Origin of the sequence: Pseudomonas sp. CHM02, from assembly GCF_000612585.1 — a bacterium.
Classification (GTDB): Bacteria; Pseudomonadota; Gammaproteobacteria; order Pseudomonadales; family Pseudomonadaceae; genus Aquipseudomonas.
Genome location: NZ_JFCA01000017.1, coordinates 23,899 through 42,720, shown reverse-complemented (window position 1 = coordinate 42,720; position 18,822 = coordinate 23,899). Strand labels below are relative to the sequence as shown.

The following is an 18,822-nucleotide window of genomic DNA, read 5'->3' as shown; positions in this document are numbered from 1 at the left end:
ATTGTCAGAAATTTCCCACAGGAGTACAAATGTACTCCATGACGACTCTAACTCCCCGCCGTACCGCCATCCTGACGTTTATCCGCGACCGTATCGCGCAGCAGGGCCAACCTCCCAGCCTTGCCGAGATCGCCGAGGCGTTCGGCTTTGCCTCGCGCAGCGTGGCGCGCAAGCATGTGCTGGCACTGACTGAAGCCGGTTTTATCGAGGTCAACCCCAACCAGGCCCGTGGCATTCGCCTGCTCAACCAACCGGCGCGCCCGGAATGGCTGGATGTGCCGGTGCTGGGCCGGGTCGCCGCAGGCTTGCCCATCGGTGCCGATGCCGAAGTGCACAGCCGCCTGCAACTGGACCCGTCGACCTTCGCGAAAACCCCGGATTACCTGTTGCGGGTGCAGGGCGACTCGATGATCGAGGACGGCATCCTCGACGGTGACCTGGTCGGCGTACGTCGGAGTGCCGAGGCCTTGAACGGGCAGATTGTGGTAGCGCGCCTGGACGGCGAAGTGACCATCAAGCGCTTTGAACGCAGTGGTGACCGTGTGCGCTTGCTGCCGCGCAACCCCGCGTACCAGCCCATCGTGGTCGGGCCCGATCAGGACCTGGCCATCGAAGGGGTGTTCTGCGGCCTGGTGAGGCAAGGCTGATGGGCGCCGTGGTTGCCCTTGACGCGCTGTTCAACGGTGGGCGCGTCTGGAAGGGCCGGCCCGCCGTGCCACCGGCCAGCGTCCACCCCACTGGGCTGGCGGCGCTGGATGCAGTGTTGCCCACGGGCGGCTGGCCGGAGGCGGCCTTGAGTGAAATCCTCATGGCCAAGGACGGCGTGGGCGAGTTGCAATTGGTGCTGCCGACCCTGGCGCGTTTGTCGGCGGCGGGGGAGCGCATTGTATTGGTCGCGCCGCCCTATACGCCGTACCCCCATGCCTGGCAGAACGCCGGGGTGGATTTGCGTCTGCTCTCGGTGATCCAGGCCGAGGAGCGCGATGCCCTGTGGGCAGTGGAGCAGTGCCTGCGTTCCGGCAGTTGCGGCGCGGTGTTGTGCTGGCCGCGCAAGGCCGACGACCGGGCGCTGCGGCGCCTGCAAGTCGCGGCAGAGACCGGGCAGACCCTGGCGTTTGCCTGGCGTGCCTTGAGTGAGGCGGTCAATTCTTCGCCCGCGGCTTTGCGTCTGGCGGTCGAAGCCAAACCCGCTCAAGTAAGGGTGCTCAAGTGCCGGGGCGGGCTGGCCCACCCGGCGCCGATTGCGCTGGCGGGGCATTGAGGTTGCCATGCGCTGGGTGTGTATTGTTTTCCCGCAATTGGCGCTGGACGGAGTGCTGCGCGTGCATCCCGAACCTGCCCAACCGCTGGTCCTGCTGGCCGGCACGCCGCAGCGACGTGTGCTGCAAGCGGTCAATGACGCGGCCCGCGCCTTGGGCCTGCGCCCCGGCCAATCCCTGACCGCGGCGCATGCCCTGGTCAAGACCTTTGCCTGCGCCGAATACGACCCGGCCGAGATCGAACGTCACCAACAATTCCTGGCCGCCTGGGCCTATCAGTTCAGTTCCCAGGTCAGCCTGTATTACCCGCGTGCCTTGTTGTTCGAAATCGAGTCGAGCCTGGGCTTGTTCGGGCCATGGCCGCAGTTCGAAGCGCGCTTGCGCAAGGCGTTGAGCGAGCTGGGCTTTCGTCACCGTATCGTTGCCGCACCCAACCCAGCAGCGGCACGGGTACTGGCGAATATCTACGATGGCCTGGCGGTGCAGGATGACGGCTTGATGCAGGCGCTGGCGCCGCTGCCCATCGACCGCGCGGGCCTCGACCCGCAGGCCGCCACGGCCTTGTCGCGCATGGGCCTGCGCACCCTGGCCCACGTGCAGGCGCTGCCTCGGCACACCTTGGCGCGACGCTTTGATGCCAGCCTGCTCAGGCACCTGGATGCACTGACCGGGCAGCGGCCGCTGGCCCTGGCGTTTTATCAGCCGCCGGACCAGTTCGACGTGCGCATCGAGCTGAATTTCGACGTGCAATCCCATCAGGCGTTGCTGTTTCCCCTGCGCCGCCTGACCGGTGATCTGTCCGCCTTCCTCTGTGGCCGCGACAGTGGCGTGCAACGCTTCGACCTGCACCTGGAACACGCGCAGGTGCCGGACACGGTGATCAAGGTCGGCCTGCTCAGCGCCGAACGCGAACCGGCGATGCTGTTTGAATTGGCCCGGGGGCGCCTGGAGCACGTCCAAGTCACCTCGCCGGTGCGCGGTTTTCGCCTGGTGGCCCAGGACCTGCCGGTGTTCGTGCCGCAGCGCCAGGACCTGTTCGACGACCGCCCGCAACAGACCTTGCCCTGGGAGCAATTGCGCGAGCGCCTGCGTGCTCGCCTGGGGGATGAGGCTGTGCAGGGCCTGCGCTTTCACGCCGACCACCGGCCCGAATGCGCCTGGCAAGCGACGGCGGATAAAAGTCCGTGCCCGAGCCTGAACAGGGTGCGACGCCCCGGTTGGCTGCTGAATGAGCCGACCTTGCTGGCCGAGCAGGGCGTACAGATCCTGATGGGCCCGGAGCGCATCGAATCCGGCTGGTGGGACGGTGCCGATATCCGCCGCGACTACTACCTGATCCAGACCCGCGCCGGCCAGCAAGGCTGGGCCTACCGCACCCTAGGGCAGACCGATGGGCTATGGCTGCAAGGCTGGTTCTCATGAACACTACCCCCCCTTGTAGGAGCCGGCTTGCCGGCGAAAATCGCACAGGCACCGCGTTCCCTCTGGGAGCCCACGCCACCGTTAACGACCATCGCTGGCAAGCCAGCGCCTACGGGCAGTAGCGATCATGAGTTACGCCGAGTTGCACTGCCTGTCCAACTTCAGCTTCCAGCGCGGTGCGTCCAGTGCGCTGGAGCTGTTCGAGCGGGCCAAGCGCCAAGGCTATAGCGCCCTGGCGATCACCGACGAGTGCACCTTGGCCGGTATCGTGCGCGCCTGGCAGGCGGCGAAGGCGGTGGATTTGCCGTTGATCATCGGCAGCGAGGTGCGCATCGAGAACGGTCCGAAACTGGTGCTGCTGGTGGAAGACCTCATCGGCTACCAGCACCTGTGCCGTTTGATCACACTGGCCCGGCGGCGTGCCGAAAAAGGCCGTTATCGCCTGCTGCACGAAGACTTCGAACAACCGCTGCCCGGCCTGCTGGCGTTGTGGGTCGCCGAAGACAGCGACACCCAGGCCTCGATCCAATGGCTACGCCGCACCTTCACCGAACGCCTGTGGCTGGCGGTGCACCTGCACTGCGGCCAGGACGATGCGCGGCACCTGGAACACCGCCTGGACCTCGCCGCCAGCCTGCACATTCCCGCCGTAGCCTGCGGCGATGTGCATATGCATGCACGCGGTCGCCGGGCGCTGCAAGACACCATGACCGCCATCCGCCATCACGTATCGGTGGCCGAGGCCGGCACGCGCCTGCACCCCAATGGCGAGCGCCATCTGCGCAGCCTCGACGCCCTGGCCGCGTTGTACCCGCAACGCTTGCTCGACGAGACCCAGGCCATTGCCCGTCGTTGCACCTTCGACCTCAGCCAATTGCGCTACCACTACCCACGCGAACTGGTGCCCAGTGGCTATGACGCCAAATCCTGGTTGCGCGCCGTGACCGAAGAGGGCATCGCCCAACGCTGGCCCCAGGGGGTCGATGCCAAGACCCTGCAACAAATCAACAGCGAGCTGGCGCTGATCAGCGAACTGGGCTACGAAAGTTATTTCCTCACGGTGCACGACATCGTGCGCTTCGCCCGCAGCCGTTCGATCCTCTGCCAGGGCCGGGGCTCGGCGGCCAACTCGGCGGTGTGCTTTGCCTTGGGCATCACTGAGATCAATCCGAGCCTGACGAGCATGCTGTTCGAGCGCTTCCTGTCCAAGGAGCGTAACGAACCGCCGGACATCGACGTGGACTTCGAGCACGAGCGCCGCGAAGAAGTGCTGCAGTACGTGTTCCAGCGCTACGGCCGCACCCGTGCCGCATTGACGGCGGTGGTCAGCAGCTACCACGCGGCCGGCGCGGTGCGCGATGTGGCCAAGGCCCTCGGGCTGCCGCCGGACCAGATCAACGCGCTGGCCGAATGCTGCGGGCGCTGGAGCGATGACGCACCGCCCCTGGAGCGCTTGCGCGAAGGCGGCTTCGACCCGCAAAGCCCGATCCTGCGACGTGTGCTCACGCTGACCCAGCAATTGATCGGCTTCCCCCGGCACCTGTCCCAGCACCCCGGCGGCTTCGTGATTTCCGAATACCCGCTGGACACCCTGGTGCCGGTGGAAAACGCCGCCATGGCCGAGCGCACCATCATCCAGTGGGACAAGGACGACCTCGACGCCGTCGGCCTGCTCAAGGTGGATATTCTCGCCCTGGGCATGCTCAGCGCGATCCGCCGCTGCTTCGATCTGCTGCGCCGCCTTCGCAACCGGGGCTTTTCCCTGGCGGACATCCCCAAGGACGACCCGGCCACCTACGCAATGATCAGCAAGGCCGACACCATTGGCGTGTTCCAGATCGAGTCGCGGGCGCAGATGTCAATGCTGCCAAGGCTCAAGCCGCAGACGTTCTATGACCTGGTGATCGAGGTCGCCATCGTGCGGCCCGGGCCGATCCAGGGCGGCATGGTGCACCCGTATTTGCGTCGGCGTAACAAGGAAGAAGAAGTCACTTATCCGTCACCGGAGCTGGAAGTGGTGCTGAAGCGCACCCTGGGCATCCCGTTGTTCCAGGAGCAAGTGATGCAGATCGCCATGGTCGCCGCCGACTATAGTCCCGGCGAGGCCGACCAGTTGCGCCGCTCCATGGCCGCCTGGAAACGTCACGGCGGCCTGGAGCCGCACCAGCAACGCTTGCGCACCGGCATGCTGAAAAAGGGCTACAGCGAAGCTTTTGCCGCGCAGATCTTCGAGCAGATCAAGGGCTTTGGCAGCTATGGCTTTCCCGAGTCCCACGCGGCCAGTTTCGCCTTGCTGACCTACGCCAGTTGCTGGCTCAAGTGCCATGAACCGGCCGCGTTTGCCTGTGCGCTGATCAACAGCTGGCCCATGGGCTTCTACAGCCCGGACCAGATCCTGCAGGATGCGCGGCGCCATCGCTTGCAGATTCGTCCGGTGGATGTACAGGCCAGCGACTGGGATTGCAGCCTGGAACCCATCGACGCTGCGCAGCCTGCGATTCGCCTGGGCTTGCGCATGATCTCGGGGTTTCGCGAAGAGGACGGGCGGCGTATCGAAGCGGCGCGTCAGCGTCGGGCTTTCAGCGACATTGCCGACCTGGACGACCGCGCCGGGCTGGATGCGCGCGCCCAGGCATTGCTGGCGGATGCCGGCGCCTTGCGGGCCCTGGCCGGCAACCGCCACAAGGCGCGCTGGGAGGTGGCCGGCGTGCACAAGCAACTGGGGTTGTTTGCCGGCCTGCCGAGCCCCGATGAAGCCGTGGTGGAGCTGCCCGCGCCGACGGTGGGCGAGGACCTGCACGCCGACTACGCTACGGTCGGCACCACCCTGGGCCCGCATCCGCTGGCGCTGTTGCGCGCCGAGTTGCGCAAGCGCCGTTGCCGCAGTTCGCAGGAGCTGAGGGCGGTCGAGCACGGTCGCCCTGTCAGCGTCGCCGGCTTGGTGACGGGCCGCCAGCGCCCAGGGACCGCCAGCGGCGTGACCTTCGTGACCCTGGAAGATGAGTTCGGTAACCTTAACGTGGTGGTCTGGCGCGACCTGGCCGAGCGCCAACGCCAGGCGCTGGTGGGGGCGCGGCTGCTGAAAGTGGATGGGCGCTGGGAGGCGGTGGGCGAGGTGCGGCACTTGATCGCCGGGCGTTTGACCGACCTGACGCCGCTGCTGGAAGGCATCCATGTGCGCAGTCGGGATTTTCACTGAGGCCAGCGGCTTCTGCGCTTATTACCCCCTGCGTCATATGAGATGAAACCATCCGCCTCACGCGCGCTCAAAATTTTGCGCCCGTCCTCTCTTTGCACAGGCCCAACCATGCCATGCTTGTGTGCACCCATGGTGGTGAAGGCTGGGCGGGTACATGATCGACAACGACAGTGACTCGGTTTTCGCCGGAAGCCAGCCTCCGTATCTGCTGGTCCTGACATTCATCTGCTGAGCAAGCCCTAGAGCCCCGACGCCTTGACGCAACGGGTGCGCCGCGTGCTCTCTGTCCGACAAGGTTGCACATGACTTCACAGCGCGATATCCCTCCGATCACTGCCCTGCAATACGGCTTTGTCCGTGTGCGCGGTGCCCGCGAACATAACCTGCATAACGTTGATGTGGACATCCCACGGGACGCTTTGGTGGTCTTCACCGGGGTGTCGGGGTCGGGCAAGTCGTCCCTGGCCTTTTCCACGGTGTATGCCGAAGCCCAGCGGCGTTATTTCGAGTCGGTGGCACCGTATGCGCGGCGCCTGATCGACCAGGTCGGTGTGCCGGATGTGGACAGCATCGAAGGCCTGCCGCCCGCCGTGGCCCTGCAACAGCAGCGCGGTACGCCAAGTGCGCGCTCGTCGGTGGGCAGCGTGACCACACTGTCGAGCCTGATCCGCATGCTGTATTCCCGTGCCGGCAGTTACCCGCCGGGCCAGGCGATGCTGTATGCCGAGGACTTTTCGCCCAACCTGCCTCAAGGCGCCTGCCCGCAATGCCATGGCCTGGGCCGCGTGTATGAAGTGACCGAGGCGCTGATGGTGCCCGATCCGTCGTTGACCATTCGCCAACGCGCGGTGGCTTCCTGGCCGCTGGCGTGGCAGGGCCAGAACCTGCGCGACATCCTGGTGACCCTGGGCTATGACGTGGACATTCCCTGGCGCGAGCTGCCGAAAAAGCAGCGCGACTGGATCCTGTTCACCGAAGAAACCCCCACCGTCCCGGTGTACGCCGGCTTCACCCCCGAGCAGACCCTCGAGGCGCTCAAGCGCAAGCTCGAACCGAGTTACCAAGGCACGTTCAGTGGCGCCCGGCGCTACATCCTGCACACCTTCACCCACACCCAAAGCGCACTGATGAAAAAGCGCGTCTCGCAGTTCATGCAGGGCAGCGCCTGCCCGCTGTGCGACGGCAAGCGGCTGACCAAGGCGGCGTTGTCGGTGAAGTTTGCCGGCGTCGACATTGGTGAGTTGTCGCAACTGCCGTTGGCGCAATTGGCAGAACTGTTGCGGCCGGTAGCGGCGGGGCAGGACAAGATGAAACTGTCGGTGGAAAAACGCCTGGCCGCGCAGCGTATCGCCCAGGACCTGCTTGAGCGGGTCAGCACCTTGACCGAACTGGGGTTGGGTTATTTGTCCCTGGAACGCAGTACACCAACGCTGTCATCGGGCGAGCTGCAGCGCTTGCGCCTGGCCACCCAATTGGGCTCGCAGCTGTTTGGCGTGATCTACGTGCTCGATGAACCCTCGGCAGGCTTGCATCCGGCGGATGGCGAAGCCTTGTTCACCGCGCTTGAACGCTTGAAGGCCGCAGGCAATTCGTTGTTTGTGGTGGAGCATGACCTGGAAACCATGCGCCGTGCCGACTGGCTGATCGATGTCGGCCCGGCCGCCGGCGAGCACGGTGGGCAGGTCCTGTACAGCGGCCCGCCCGCGGGGCTGGCGGACGTGGAGGCGTCGCAGACTCGTGAGTATCTGTTTGCCGACAAGCGCGTGGCGAATCAGCAGCGTCGCGAGCCCACGGGGTGGCTGAAACTGGAAGGGGTGACGCGCAATAATCTCAACGGCCTGAACGTCGATTTCCCGCTGGGCTGCTTCACGGCGGTCACCGGGATTTCCGGTTCGGGCAAGTCCAGCCTGGTCAGCCAGGCGCTGTTGGAGCTGGTGGGCGCAGGCCTTGGGCGCGTGGTGGAAAACGACGAAGAGCCGAGCCTGGAAGATGACGCACCGCAAACCAGCGGCGGGCGGATCAGCGCCGGGCTGGAGCAGATCCGCCGCCTGGTGCAGGTAGACCAGAAACCCATCGGTCGCACCCCGCGCTCCAACCTGGCGACCTATACCGGGCTGTTCGACAACGTGCGCAAACTGTTCGCGGCCACGCCGGCGGCGAAGAAGCGTGATTACGACGCCGGGCAGTTCTCCTTCAACGTCGCCAAGGGCCGTTGCCCGAACTGTGAGGGCGAGGGATTTGTCAGTGTCGAATTGCTGTTCATGCCCAGCGTGTACGCGCCATGCCCGACGTGCCACGGCGCGCGCTACAACCCCGAGACCCTGGCGATCAAATGGCAAGGCTTGAGCATCGCCCACGTGCTGGGGCTGACGGTGGAACAGGCGGTAGAAGTGTTTGCCGAGCAGCCTGGAGTGCTGCGTTCGCTGCAGGTGCTGCGGGACATCGGCCTGGGATACCTGCGCCTGGGCCAGCCGGCGACCGAGTTGTCGGGTGGCGAAGCGCAGCGCATCAAACTGGCCACCGAACTGCAACGCAATGCCCGGGGCGCGACCTTGTATGTGCTGGATGAACCCACCACCGGCTTGCATCCGCGCGACGTCGACCGCTTGCTCAGCCAGTTGAACCACTTGGTGGACGCGGGGCATACGGTGGTTGTGGTGGAGCATGAGATGCGCGTGGTGGCGCAGAGTGACTGGGTGATTGATATCGGGCCGGGGGCCGGGGATCTGGGGGGTAAGGTGGTGGTCAGCTGCACGCCGCAGAAGGTTGCGACGAGCAAGAAAAGCCGGACTGCGCCGTTCCTGGCCAAAGAACTCTAAATCCTTTTAGGCGCCCGGCTTGCCGGCGATCGCGTCCTTGAGTTCCAGGGAGAACTTGAGAACGCCATCGCCGGCAAGCCGGGCTCCTACACATTGTGGGTCAGGACTGTTGGATTTGTTGCTTGGCCTGCTTCACGACGTTTTCCACGGTAAACCCGAACTTCTCCTGCAACTTGGCCAACGGCGCGGACGCACCGAAGCTGTTCATCACCACCTTGGCGCCGGTCTGGCCCACATAACGGTCCCAGCCCAATGGGCCTGCCTGTTCCACCACCACCCGTGCCTTCACCGCTGGCGGCAGCACGCTGTCGCGGTAGGCCTGGTCCTGGTCTTCAAACAATTCCCAGCTGGGCATGGACACCACGTGCGCGGCAATCCCTTCGGTCTTCAACTGCTCATAAGCCGCCACGGCCAGGCCGACTTCGCTGCCGGTCGCCAACAGCAGGACCTCGGGATGATCAGCACCGGCCAATACATAAGCCCCCTTGGCCGCCCCGGACGCCGCTGCGTACTTCGTGCGATCCAGCGTCGGCAACGGCTGACGCGACAACACTACGCAACTCGGGCGATGGGTTTGCGCCAGGGCCACCTTCCACAGCTCCAGGGTTTCATTCGCATCGCCCGGCCGCAACGTCAACAGCCCTGGCGTGGCGCGCAACTGCGTGAGGTGTTCGATCGGCTGGTGTGTCGGCCCATCTTCACCCACGCCAATCGAGTCATGGGTGAACACGAACACCACCGGCAACTCCATGATCGCCGCCAGGCGGATCGGCGGTTTCATGTAGTCGCTGAACACCAGGAACGTCGAGGTGTACGGCCGCAGGTAGGACAGCGCCAGCCCGTTGGCGATTGCGCCCATGGCGTGTTCACGAATGCCGAAGTGCAGGTTGCGCCCACTGTAGTCGTCGGCACTGAAACGGCCGGCACCGTCAAAGGTGAGGTTGGTCTTGGTCGACGGTGACAAGTCCGCCGAGCCGCCCAGCAGCCAGGGGATTTGCTGGGCAAACGCATTCAGCACTTCGCCCCCGGCGGCGCGGCTGGCCACGCCCTTGGCGTCGCTGTCGAAGTGCGGCAGATCATCCTGCCAATGCTCGGGCATTTCCCCGGCGCGCATGCGGCGCAGTTCGTCAGCCAGTTCCGGCTCGTATTGCTCAAGCTGCGACAGGTGCTGGTGCCAGGCCTCATACAGCGGCTGGCTGCGCTTGACCAGCGCGTCACGTAGCACCGTGCGGACTTCGTCGGGTACCAGGAAACTCGAGTCCTGTGGCCAGCCATAGGCCGCTTTGGTCAGGCGGATTTCGTCATCGCCCAACGGTTCACCGTGGGCTGCGGCGGTATTGTGCTTGTGCGGCGAGCCGTAGCCGATGACGCTGTCGACCACAATCAGGGTCGGCGCACCGGTGTTGCTCTTGAAGGTCTCCAGCGCGGTGCTCAGCGCCTGCAAGTCATTCGCGTCAGTCACGTGCAGGGTGTGCCAGCCGTACGCCTGGAAGCGCTTGATCAGGTCCTCGCTGAACGCCAGCTCCGTGTGGCCCTCGATGCTGATGGTGTTGTTGTCATAGATCCAGCACAGGTTCTCCAGCTTCAGATGCCCGGCCATCGACGCGGCTTCGCTGCTGATGCCTTCCATCATGTCGCCGTCACCGCACAGGGTGTAGACGTTGTAGTCGAACAAGACCTTGTCATTACGGTTGAAGCGCTCGGCCAACCAGCGCTGCGCCATCGCCATGCCCACGCTGTTGGCGCACCCCTGGCCCAGTGGCCCGGTGGTGGTTTCCACCCCGGTGGTCATGCGGTACTCCGGATGCCCTGGGGTCTTGGAGTCGGCCTGGCGGAATTGCTTGATATCGTCCAGGCTGATCGCCGGCTGGCCGGAACGCTTGCCGTGGGCGTCGATCTCTACCACGCCGGCCAGGTGCAACAGCGAATACAGCAACATCGACGCATGCCCCACGGACAGCACAAAGCGGTCGCGGTTAGGCCAGTCCGGATGCTGCGGGTGGTAGCGCAGGAAGCGACTCCACAGCGTATAGCCCACCGGCGCCAGGCCCATGGGCGTGCCCGGATGGCCGGAATTGGCCTTCTGCACGGCGTCCATGGCCAGGGTGCGGATAGTGTTGATGCATTGGGTGTCGACAGTGGTGGCAGCATGCGTCATGAAACCGGTCTCCCTCGGGTGGCTATCTAGAGTGGAGGGCAGGGCGCGGCAAAGGTTTGATCCAAACGCCTGCGCTGCGACGAACGGGGCTGTATTGCCCCCGAACATGACAAGACCCCTCGCAATGGTCTAGCTTCAAGGGCGTCAGCCATTGATCTACTTGCGGAGGTACGCCATGCCAGTGAAACACGACCTGTATCAGGACTTGGGGTTTAGCAAGGAAGTCGTTCACGAACGCAGGGTGAGCGACAAACGCCTGGACTCGCTGCTCACTCAATACGACGACGCTGACAAGGAGGTGTTGAAGGCGGAGTCGGCAAGCGCCAGCGATGAGGATGTGGAGAGGCTGAAGAAGCAGCGGCTGTTGATCAAAGACGACATCGTGGAAAGGCTAACCCCCGAACAGCCCGCTGTAGGAGCGAGCTTGCTCGCGAAAAACTTGAGAACGCCGCGATAAACCTGATGCGCTGCGTCATCGTTAACGTTTTTTCGCGCGCAAGCTCGCTCCAGCAAGGGCCCGACATATTTATTCAGAATTGTCTGGGGGACAGGATTCTTCTCACTGCCTATCATGCCGACCGCCCACCCGGCTCTGGGGACTGTTGCGGCGCAAGGATTGCGCTGGTGAGCCGGGTGGGCACTTCATTTCATGCCAGCAGCGTCCTGGTGCATTCATCGATCGAGCGTTGCTGCGTCTCGCCATACAGCTTCAGTTCATCAATTGTCTGGCGCCCCAGTGCCTTCTCGAACTCAGCCTGGTTCGAGTTCGCCGCGTAGTGACTCTGCGCCGCGTCCCCCAGGTTCGACTGGAATATCCCCGCCGCGCTCACCGGCAGAAAATCCTCATACACCAACGGCTCCACATCGATGTGGCCGGCCGCGATCAGTGCTTCCAGCGTGCGCGGTTGAGCGGCAGTGCCGCGCGCCGCCAAACCTCGTTCGGTGGCGAAGTAGCGGAAGTACGCCAGGCCCTGTTCACGCATCTGCGCGTGGTTATCCGGGAACGCCTGGAAGTGCTGTTCCATCAATTCGACATAACGTGCGGCGTTGCCCTCATTCGGGAAGGCGCCCAATTCGTCGCGCGCGGCGTTCAGCAATTGGTCGTACAGGGCGCGGCCTTTGGGCGTGAGGGCTACGCCGCGCTGTTCGATCTCGCCAAAGCGCGCGCTGTGGCTGCCTTGGGCGTCGGTAAAGGCGATGGGTTCGTCGAGGGCCTTGAAGCTGGTCTGGCGCAGCAGGATCGGGCAGCGACGGCGGGGCGGGCCTTCGATCACGGCTTTGGGGGTGATGCCTTTGCCGGGCATGGCGGCCTGGACCTGGTCGATGTCCAGGGTGCGCGGGGTCAGATGGTTGATATGCGGGCCCTTGAAGGCGACCACGTCGGCGATCAGGCGGTGCTGGTCGCTCAGTTGCTGGTACTGCGCGCCAGTGACGGTGGCGGTGTGGTGCCAGCGGAAGGTTTCCAGGGCCTGGCGGATAAATTCATCGGCGTTCTCGGCGTTGAGGCCACCGTGCTTTTCCGCGTGTTCGATCAGCGCCAAGGCGCCGGGGGTGAAGATCGAGCGCTTGGCCAGTGCGGCTTCGGCGAAGGCGCGCAGGTCGGGGTTTTCGATCAGTTCCAGGCGCAATAACGAGGTGAACACCCGGAACGGGCTGGTTTGCAGCGCCTGCTCATGCACGGCGCGAAAAGCGGTGGAGTGCACCGGCACGCCGGCCGGGGTCAGGTCGTAGTAGCCCACCGGCTGCATGCCCATCACGGCAAACAGGCGGCTGATGGTCGCCAGCTCTGCGGCGGTGCCGAGACGGATCGCGCCGTGGCGCTCCATGTCCAGGCGCTGGATTTCACCGGTACGTTGCAGTTGTTGCGCCAGCTGCGGCTCGGTGTCGAGCACACGGGCGTTGGTCTCGGCCACCAGCTCCATCAGTGCGCCGTAAAGTGGAACTTCATCTCGGTACATGTCGGACATGGCCTTGGAAAAGCCCTTGCGGATCTCGTCGGGGCTGACATGTGCGGTGGTGGGCATAGAAAAATTCCTGATGGCTATGGCGATGAAGGTGGCCTTTGCCCGGATTTTGTTGAGCTGCAGGCCGACTGGCAAACGAAGATTCTTCAGGACTTCATTCTGCAAATGAATGAGATGACGTAAATATGACAAAAAACAGCCTTCGTGAAATTTCATTTTCACGCGGTTTTCCTAACTAATTCTTCACGGAGTCCGCCCCGGTCGGCATGAAAGAATCGTCACGTTTGCAAGGATGAAAACGCCGTTATGCACACCACGCACATAAAAAAATGTTTAGGGGCCGTCGTTAATGAAAATTTCTACACTGGCGTTGTCGATCACCGCCGCCGTTCTTGCACAACACGCATTCGCTGATGATTTCGGGCTCGGCTCTCTGGGTACGGGCAACGGTCACAGCGGCTTCCTGGAAGACAGCCATGCGTCCGTCAGTTCGCGGACCATGTACTACAGCGCGGACAACCGCTCGGGGACCAGCAACGATCTGCGCGAAGCCGCCACCGCGCTGCGTTTTGACTACAAATCCGGTTTCACCCAAGGCACCGTTGGCCTCGGTTTCGACGTCATGGCCTTCGGCGCCCTGCGTCTGGACGGTGGCGATGGCCACACGGCCGGTGCCGGCTTGTCCGGTAACGGCAACAGCTTCTTCCCGACCAAGAACAACGGCACCGAGCCTGCCGATTCCTTCGGCCGCGCGGCAGGCAATGTGAAGTTCCGCATTTCCCAGACCGAGTTGCACGTCGGTGGCGGCTTGGCGCCGGTGTTGCCGATCCTGGTTTCCAACGACAGCCGCGTGGCCCCGCAGACCTTTGACGGTGGCATCCTCACCTCCAGTGACATTCCCAATGTCACCTTCACCGGTGGTGAGCTGAACCGCGCCGAAGGCCGTGCCTCCAGCAACTCCACCGGCTTGAGCGTGGCAGGCGGCACCCGCGACAGCGACAGCTTCAAATTCGGCGGGGTGGACTACAAGCCGTTTGGTTCTTCCGATAACGTCGTCGCGAAAAACCTGACGTTGCAGTACTACTACGCGCAACTGCAGGACTTCTACAAACAGAACTACTTCGGCCTGGTCCACGTGCTGCCGCTGGGCAATGACCAGTCGTTCAAGACCGACCTGCGCTACTTCGACAGCACCAGCGACGGCAAGAACGGCGAAAGCGGCTACCAGTTCAACAACAACGGCGGCTACGCCAAGCACGCCAACGAAGTGGACAACAAGACCTACAGTGCAGCCTTCACCTACCAGTTGGGTGGCAGCAGCCTGATGCTCGGCCACATTGGCGTGGGTGATGACGGCGGCTTTGTGTGGGTGAACCAGGGCAGCCTGGCCGACCCGCACGCACAAGGCGCCGGCGGCAGCGACTTCTACCTGTTCACCGACGCCGTGGTCGGCCAGTTCTCCCGCGCGGGCGAGCAGGTCAACTTTGGCCAGTACTCCTATGACTTCAAGGCCTACGTGCCTGGCCTGAAGGCGTCCGTGGCTTACCTGGACGGTTCGGATATCAAGTCGAAGGTCGCCGGGGGCCCTGACCAGAAGGAAAACGAAACCGACTTCCGCCTGGACTACGTCGTGCAGGCAGGTCCTCTGAAAGGCTTCGGTACCACCTTCCGTACCGGTACCTATCACGGCAAGAACACCGGCACCGCCGACCAGGACCAAACCCGCCTGATCTTCAACTACACGTACGCCCTCTTCTAAGTCTTCATGTGCACCCGGACGTCATTGGGCTCTACACTGCCTCTCACCCGGTAGGCGATGGAGGACCCAATGACGGCCACCCCCGACACCCGAATACTTGATACAACCGAAGGCCAACGCCTGGCGACGCAGGATGCCGAGCGCTGGCGCGAGTGGGGCCCTTATTTAAGCGAACGCCAATGGGGCACGGTGCGCGAAGACTACAGTGCCGATGGCGATGCCTGGACTTACTTCCCCCATGAACACGCGCGCAGCCGCGCCTACCGCTGGGGCGAAGATGGCCTGGCCGGTTTCAGCGACAAGGCGCAACGCTGGTGCCTGGGCCTGGCCCTGTGGAACGAGCGCGATGCGATCATCAAGGAGCGCCTGTTCGGCCTCAATAACGCCGAGGGCAACCACGGTGAAGACGTCAAGGAACTGTACTTTTTCGTCGATGGCGTACCGAGCCATGCCTACATGCGCATGCTCTACAAATACCCGCATGCCGCCTTTCCCTACGACGACCTGATCAGCGAGAACGCCCGCCGTGGCCTGGAGGATGCCGAGTACGAGATCCTCGATACCGGCGTGTTCGAAGACAACCGTTACTGCGATATCAGCGTCGAATACGCCAAGCACCAGCCCGACGACCTGTTCATGCGCGTCACCGTGCACAACCGCTCCGACCAGTCGACCCGCTTGCAGGTGATGCCCCAACTGTGGGCGCGCAATGACTGGAGCTGGACGTTTGATGCGCACAAGCCGCAGTTGAAGATGGACGGGGAGCAGGTGCTGGCGCGCCATCCCGAGCTGCCTGATCGGCATCTCGGTGCCTGGGGCCAGGACGGGGTGGAGTGGTTGTTCTGCGAAAACGAGACCAACTTCCCCCGGTTGGATGGGCAGCCGGCGCCGGGGCCGTTCAAGGACGGGATCAATGATTACGTGGTCGCGGGTGTTCAATCGGCGATTCGCCGTGACAGCGGCACCAAAGTCGCGGCGCGTTTCATCCTCGAACTGACAGGCCTGGAAAGCAAAACCGTCTACCTGCGTTTTGCACCCGTGGACGCGCCGCAGGTCAACGCCCGCAAGGTGTTCGAACAGCGTCGCCAGGAGGCCGATGAGTTCTACGCTGCCTTGCAACAGCGCATCGGCGACGACGATGCCCGCAATGTGCAACGCCAGGCGTTGGCGGGGTTGTTGTGGTCCAAGCAGCTTTACTACTTTGACGTCAACCAATGGCTCGACGGCGACCCGGCACAACCCGCGCCGCCAGCCGAGCGCTTGCATATCCGCAACACCCATTGGCGGCACCTGTCGAATTTCGACATCCTCTCCATGCCCGACACCTGGGAATACCCGTGGTATGCCTCGTGGGACCAGGGCTTCCAGGCAGTGGCCATGGCGCTGATCGATCCGGGGTATGCCAAGCAGCAACTGCTACTGCTGGTGAAAGACCGCTTCATGCACCCCAACGGGCAGTTGCCGGCCTATGAATGGCGCTTCGATGATGCCAACCCGCCAGTACACGCGTGGGCCAGCTGGCGGGTGTACCAGCAGGACAAGGCGCTGACTGGCGTAGGCGATATGGATTTCCTCGAGCGGATCTTCCACAAGCTGCTGCTGAATTTTTCCTGGTGGGTCAACCGCAAGGACGCCGAAGGGCGCAACCTGTTCCAGGGCGGTTTCCTCGGGCTGGACAATATCGCCTTGTTCGACCGTTCGGCCGGGCTGCCGCCGGGTTACCAGTTGGACCAGGCCGACGGCACGGCGTGGGTCGCCGCCTATGCACTGGACTTGATGCGTATCGGCCTGGAGTTGGCCAAGCGCAACGGGGTGTATGTCGACATCGCGGTGAAGTTCTTCGAGCATTTCCTGTACATCGCCGGCGCCATCAACCGCGTCGACGACAGCGCGGAAGGCTTGTGGGACGAGCAGGACCTGTTCTTCTACGACGTGCTGCACCGGCCCGACGGCGTGAACGAGCCGGTGCGCCTGCGCTCGATCGTCGGGCTGATGCCGCTGTTTGCCGTGCTGGTGCTGGAGCAGCGCGAGCATGAAGGCCTGGAAGGTTTGCGCGAGCGCCTGCTGGGGTTCATGAAGCACCGGCCCGACCTGGCCAAGCTGGTCTCGCGCTGGAACGAGCCAGGGCAGGGCAACCGCCTGTTGCTGGCGCTGCTGCGCGGTGAGCGCACCAAGGACCTGCTGCGGCGCATGCTCGATGAGCAGGAGTTCCTCTCGGCGTTCGGCGTGCGTTCCTTGTCCAAGGCCTTTGCCGAGCAGCCCCTGGCATTGAAGATGAACGGCAACACCCTCAGCGCACGCTATCAGCCCGGCGAATCCGACTCGCGGCTGTATGGCGGCAACTCCAACTGGCGTGGGCCGCTGTGGATGCCCGTCAACTACATGCTGATCGAGTCGTTGCGGGAATTTCACCGCTACTACGCGGACAACTTCTCGGTGGAGTACCCGACCGGCAGCGGTTACCTGTCCTCCCTGGAGGACGTCGCCGACAGCCTCAGTCAGCGCCTGACGCGCCTGTTTCTACGCGATGAAAACGGCTCAAGGCCGTCGATGGCAGGGTACGCCCAGCTGGAAACAGACCCGGCCAGCCGTGACTTGGTGCTGTTCCACGAGTATTTCCATGGAGAAACCGGGCGCGGACTGGGCGCGTCCCACCAGACGGGATGGAGCGCGCTGGTGGCATTGTTACTGCAGCCAGCGGCGTAAGCCTCTTTGAGGTGAGCGGGTTTACTGTGGCTAGGGCGCGTGTTGTGGTGTGTGGCGAGAGGGTGCAGTGGGGGGGCAGATAGCTTAGAGCGATCTGCCGCTCAACACTTCCTGCTCGCGCTCCGCGCTGTTGACGTTAACCGTGCGCGCAAAACTCACGCCATCCCCATCAAACACGCACACCACCCGGTCCCTGAATGCCGTCTGCGGATAGATCCAGGTCATCTCCAGGGTCTTTTCATCCAGCCAGCGCGCACCGGCCACGACCTGCGCGTCCTTGAATTCATAACCGTGATGCAACGCCCGGCCGGGCATGCTGGTAAGGCCGCTGAGCCAGTGATCAACGCCCACTTTCAACGTATGAGTGGCCTGGCCGTCGCTGAGTTCGAAGGTCAAGCCATCCCCCGCAAACTCAAATGACAACTGCTGCACACCCAACCCGTTGTCGGCCATTTCAAACACGCGCTTCGCATTTGCCGGCGCAGCACACAAAGACACCAGTGCAGGGCGCTCGGCCATGTTCGCCAGCCGCTGTTCCAGGCGTGCATCCGCGCCAGGGCTGCCACCGCTGGCAAACGCCGCCGGGAAATACGCTTCGACAAACGGGAGGATCGCCGCCGAGTTTTTCATCCCGCCCACCAGTACCAGCGTCGCGCCGTACTCGCGGTACACCGCGGCCATCTGCACAAACACTCCCAGCGCGCTGAAGGCCCCGCTGGGCTTCATCATCCAGTGGTAACCATAACGGCTATCCGGGCCACCCTGGGGTTGGGTCGCGGCCTTGACCCAGGCGGCTGGCAATACCTGCTGTCCATTCCATACGCCGTCCTGGGCATGCAGCACGGCCAGTTTCAGCGCGGCCGACACCGGTGCGGTGAGGCCATTGCCGCCGGGGTTCACGCCGTCGGGGCCGAGGTCCCAGGTTTCGTTGTGAATATCCAAGGGGAGGAACAGCCGCGGCTTGAGGTAGTCGTGCAGGGTCTGGCCGGTGACGCGGTTGATCAGCGCCGACAGCATGTAGCTGGCCGCACTGGTGTAGACGTATTCGGTGCCCGGTGCGTAGGCCAGGGGGATCTTGAAGAATTCCGCGATCCAACTGGTGCTGATGCCGCGCCAGACGGAGCCGGAGGTGTTGCCGGCGTGGCCGGTGCGCATGGTCAGCAGGTGTTCGACGGTCATGTCGGCCAGGCGTGGGTCGGCGTGCGCGGGGACGTCGTCAGGGAAGAAGGTGACCAGCCGATCGTCCAGCGCCAGCAAGCCTTCTTCGATGGCCAGGCCGATGGCGCAACCGGTGAAGCTCTTGGCCATGGAGTGCAGCACGCGTGGCTCGTTGGGGTCTACGGGCCAGGTCCAGCCTTCGGCGACGACATGGCCGTGGCGGTGCAGCATAAAACCATGCAGGTCGAGGCCGGCCGCCTTGACGGTGTCGAGAAAAGCGATCAACTGGTCGGGGTCAACGCCAAGGCTGCTGGCGCTGGCGCGGGGCAAACCATCGTAGGAAATCAGGGGCATGAAAAGGCTCGGCAAGGGTTGCGA

Annotated in this window: 11 protein-coding genes; 8 read left to right on the top strand and 3 right to left on the bottom strand. The window is 63.8% G+C overall.

Annotation, left to right across the window (positions count from 1 at the left end; translation table 11 throughout):
* The first annotated feature begins 29 nt into the window (after positions 1–29).
* The 5 genes from lexA (at position 30) to uvrA (ending at position 8,699) form a co-directional block, all read left to right on the top strand.
* Positions 30–647: a transcriptional repressor LexA gene (lexA, locus tag BM70_RS0111595; RefSeq protein ID WP_025856175.1), complete on the top strand. Its 618-nt coding sequence runs from the start codon at positions 30–32 to the stop codon at positions 645–647.
* The gene (gene imuA, locus BM70_RS0111590) at positions 647–1,261 is read left to right on the top strand and encodes a translesion DNA synthesis-associated protein ImuA (protein WP_025856174.1); all 615 of its coding nucleotides are present in this window, start codon (positions 647–649) and stop codon (positions 1,259–1,261) included. Before lexA ends, imuA begins: the two co-directional genes overlap by 1 nt.
* A 7-nt stretch (positions 1,262–1,268) precedes the next feature.
* Positions 1,269–2,681, top strand: a complete 1,413-nt coding sequence (locus tag BM70_RS0111585; RefSeq protein ID WP_025856173.1) for a DNA polymerase Y family protein — start codon at positions 1,269–1,271, stop codon at positions 2,679–2,681.
* Between the two features lie 127 nt (positions 2,682–2,808).
* The gene (locus BM70_RS0111580; protein ID WP_025856172.1) at positions 2,809–5,880 is read left to right on the top strand and encodes an error-prone DNA polymerase; all 3,072 of its coding nucleotides are present in this window, start codon (positions 2,809–2,811) and stop codon (positions 5,878–5,880) included.
* 302 nt (positions 5,881–6,182) lie between these two features.
* On the top strand, positions 6,183–8,699 hold the full coding sequence (gene uvrA, locus BM70_RS0111575; RefSeq protein ID WP_025856171.1) for an excinuclease ABC subunit UvrA: 2,517 nt from the start codon (positions 6,183–6,185) through the stop codon (positions 8,697–8,699).
* A gap of 100 nt (positions 8,700–8,799) precedes the next feature.
* On the opposite strand, the gene tkt is transcribed toward uvrA, so the two are convergent.
* The gene (tkt, locus tag BM70_RS0111570) at positions 8,800–10,857 is read right to left on the bottom strand and encodes a transketolase (RefSeq protein ID WP_025856170.1); all 2,058 of its coding nucleotides are present in this window, start codon (positions 10,855–10,857) and stop codon (positions 8,800–8,802) included.
* 175 nt (positions 10,858–11,032) lie between these two features.
* Here tkt and BM70_RS31210 point away from each other — a divergent pair, with 175 nt between their 5' ends.
* A complete protein-coding gene (locus BM70_RS31210; RefSeq protein WP_025856169.1) occupies positions 11,033–11,314 on the top strand; it encodes a YdcH family protein in 282 nt (93 codons plus the stop codon).
* A gap of 190 nt (positions 11,315–11,504) precedes the next feature.
* On the opposite strand, the gene BM70_RS0111560 is transcribed toward BM70_RS31210, so the two are convergent.
* Positions 11,505–12,881 (bottom strand): VOC family protein, encoded by a 1,377-nt coding sequence (locus tag BM70_RS0111560; protein WP_025856168.1) that lies wholly within the window; start codon positions 12,879–12,881, stop codon positions 11,505–11,507.
* Between the two features lie 289 nt (positions 12,882–13,170).
* Between BM70_RS0111560 and BM70_RS0111555 the strand changes: the two genes are divergently transcribed.
* Both BM70_RS0111555 and BM70_RS0111550 read left to right on the top strand, forming a co-directional pair.
* Complete coding sequence (locus BM70_RS0111555) at positions 13,171–14,580, top strand: OprD family outer membrane porin (protein WP_025856167.1); 1,410 nt, start codon at positions 13,171–13,173, stop codon at positions 14,578–14,580.
* 69 nt (positions 14,581–14,649) lie between these two features.
* Positions 14,650–17,286 (top strand): glucosidase, encoded by a 2,637-nt coding sequence (locus BM70_RS0111550; RefSeq protein WP_025856166.1) that lies wholly within the window; start codon positions 14,650–14,652, stop codon positions 17,284–17,286.
* An 84-nt stretch (positions 17,287–17,370) separates the two neighbouring features.
* Here BM70_RS0111550 and BM70_RS0111545 read toward each other — a convergent pair whose 3' ends face one another.
* Complete coding sequence (locus BM70_RS0111545; protein WP_025856165.1) at positions 17,371–18,798, bottom strand: serine hydrolase; 1,428 nt, start codon at positions 18,796–18,798, stop codon at positions 17,371–17,373.
* Positions 18,799–18,822 lie beyond the last annotated feature (24 nt).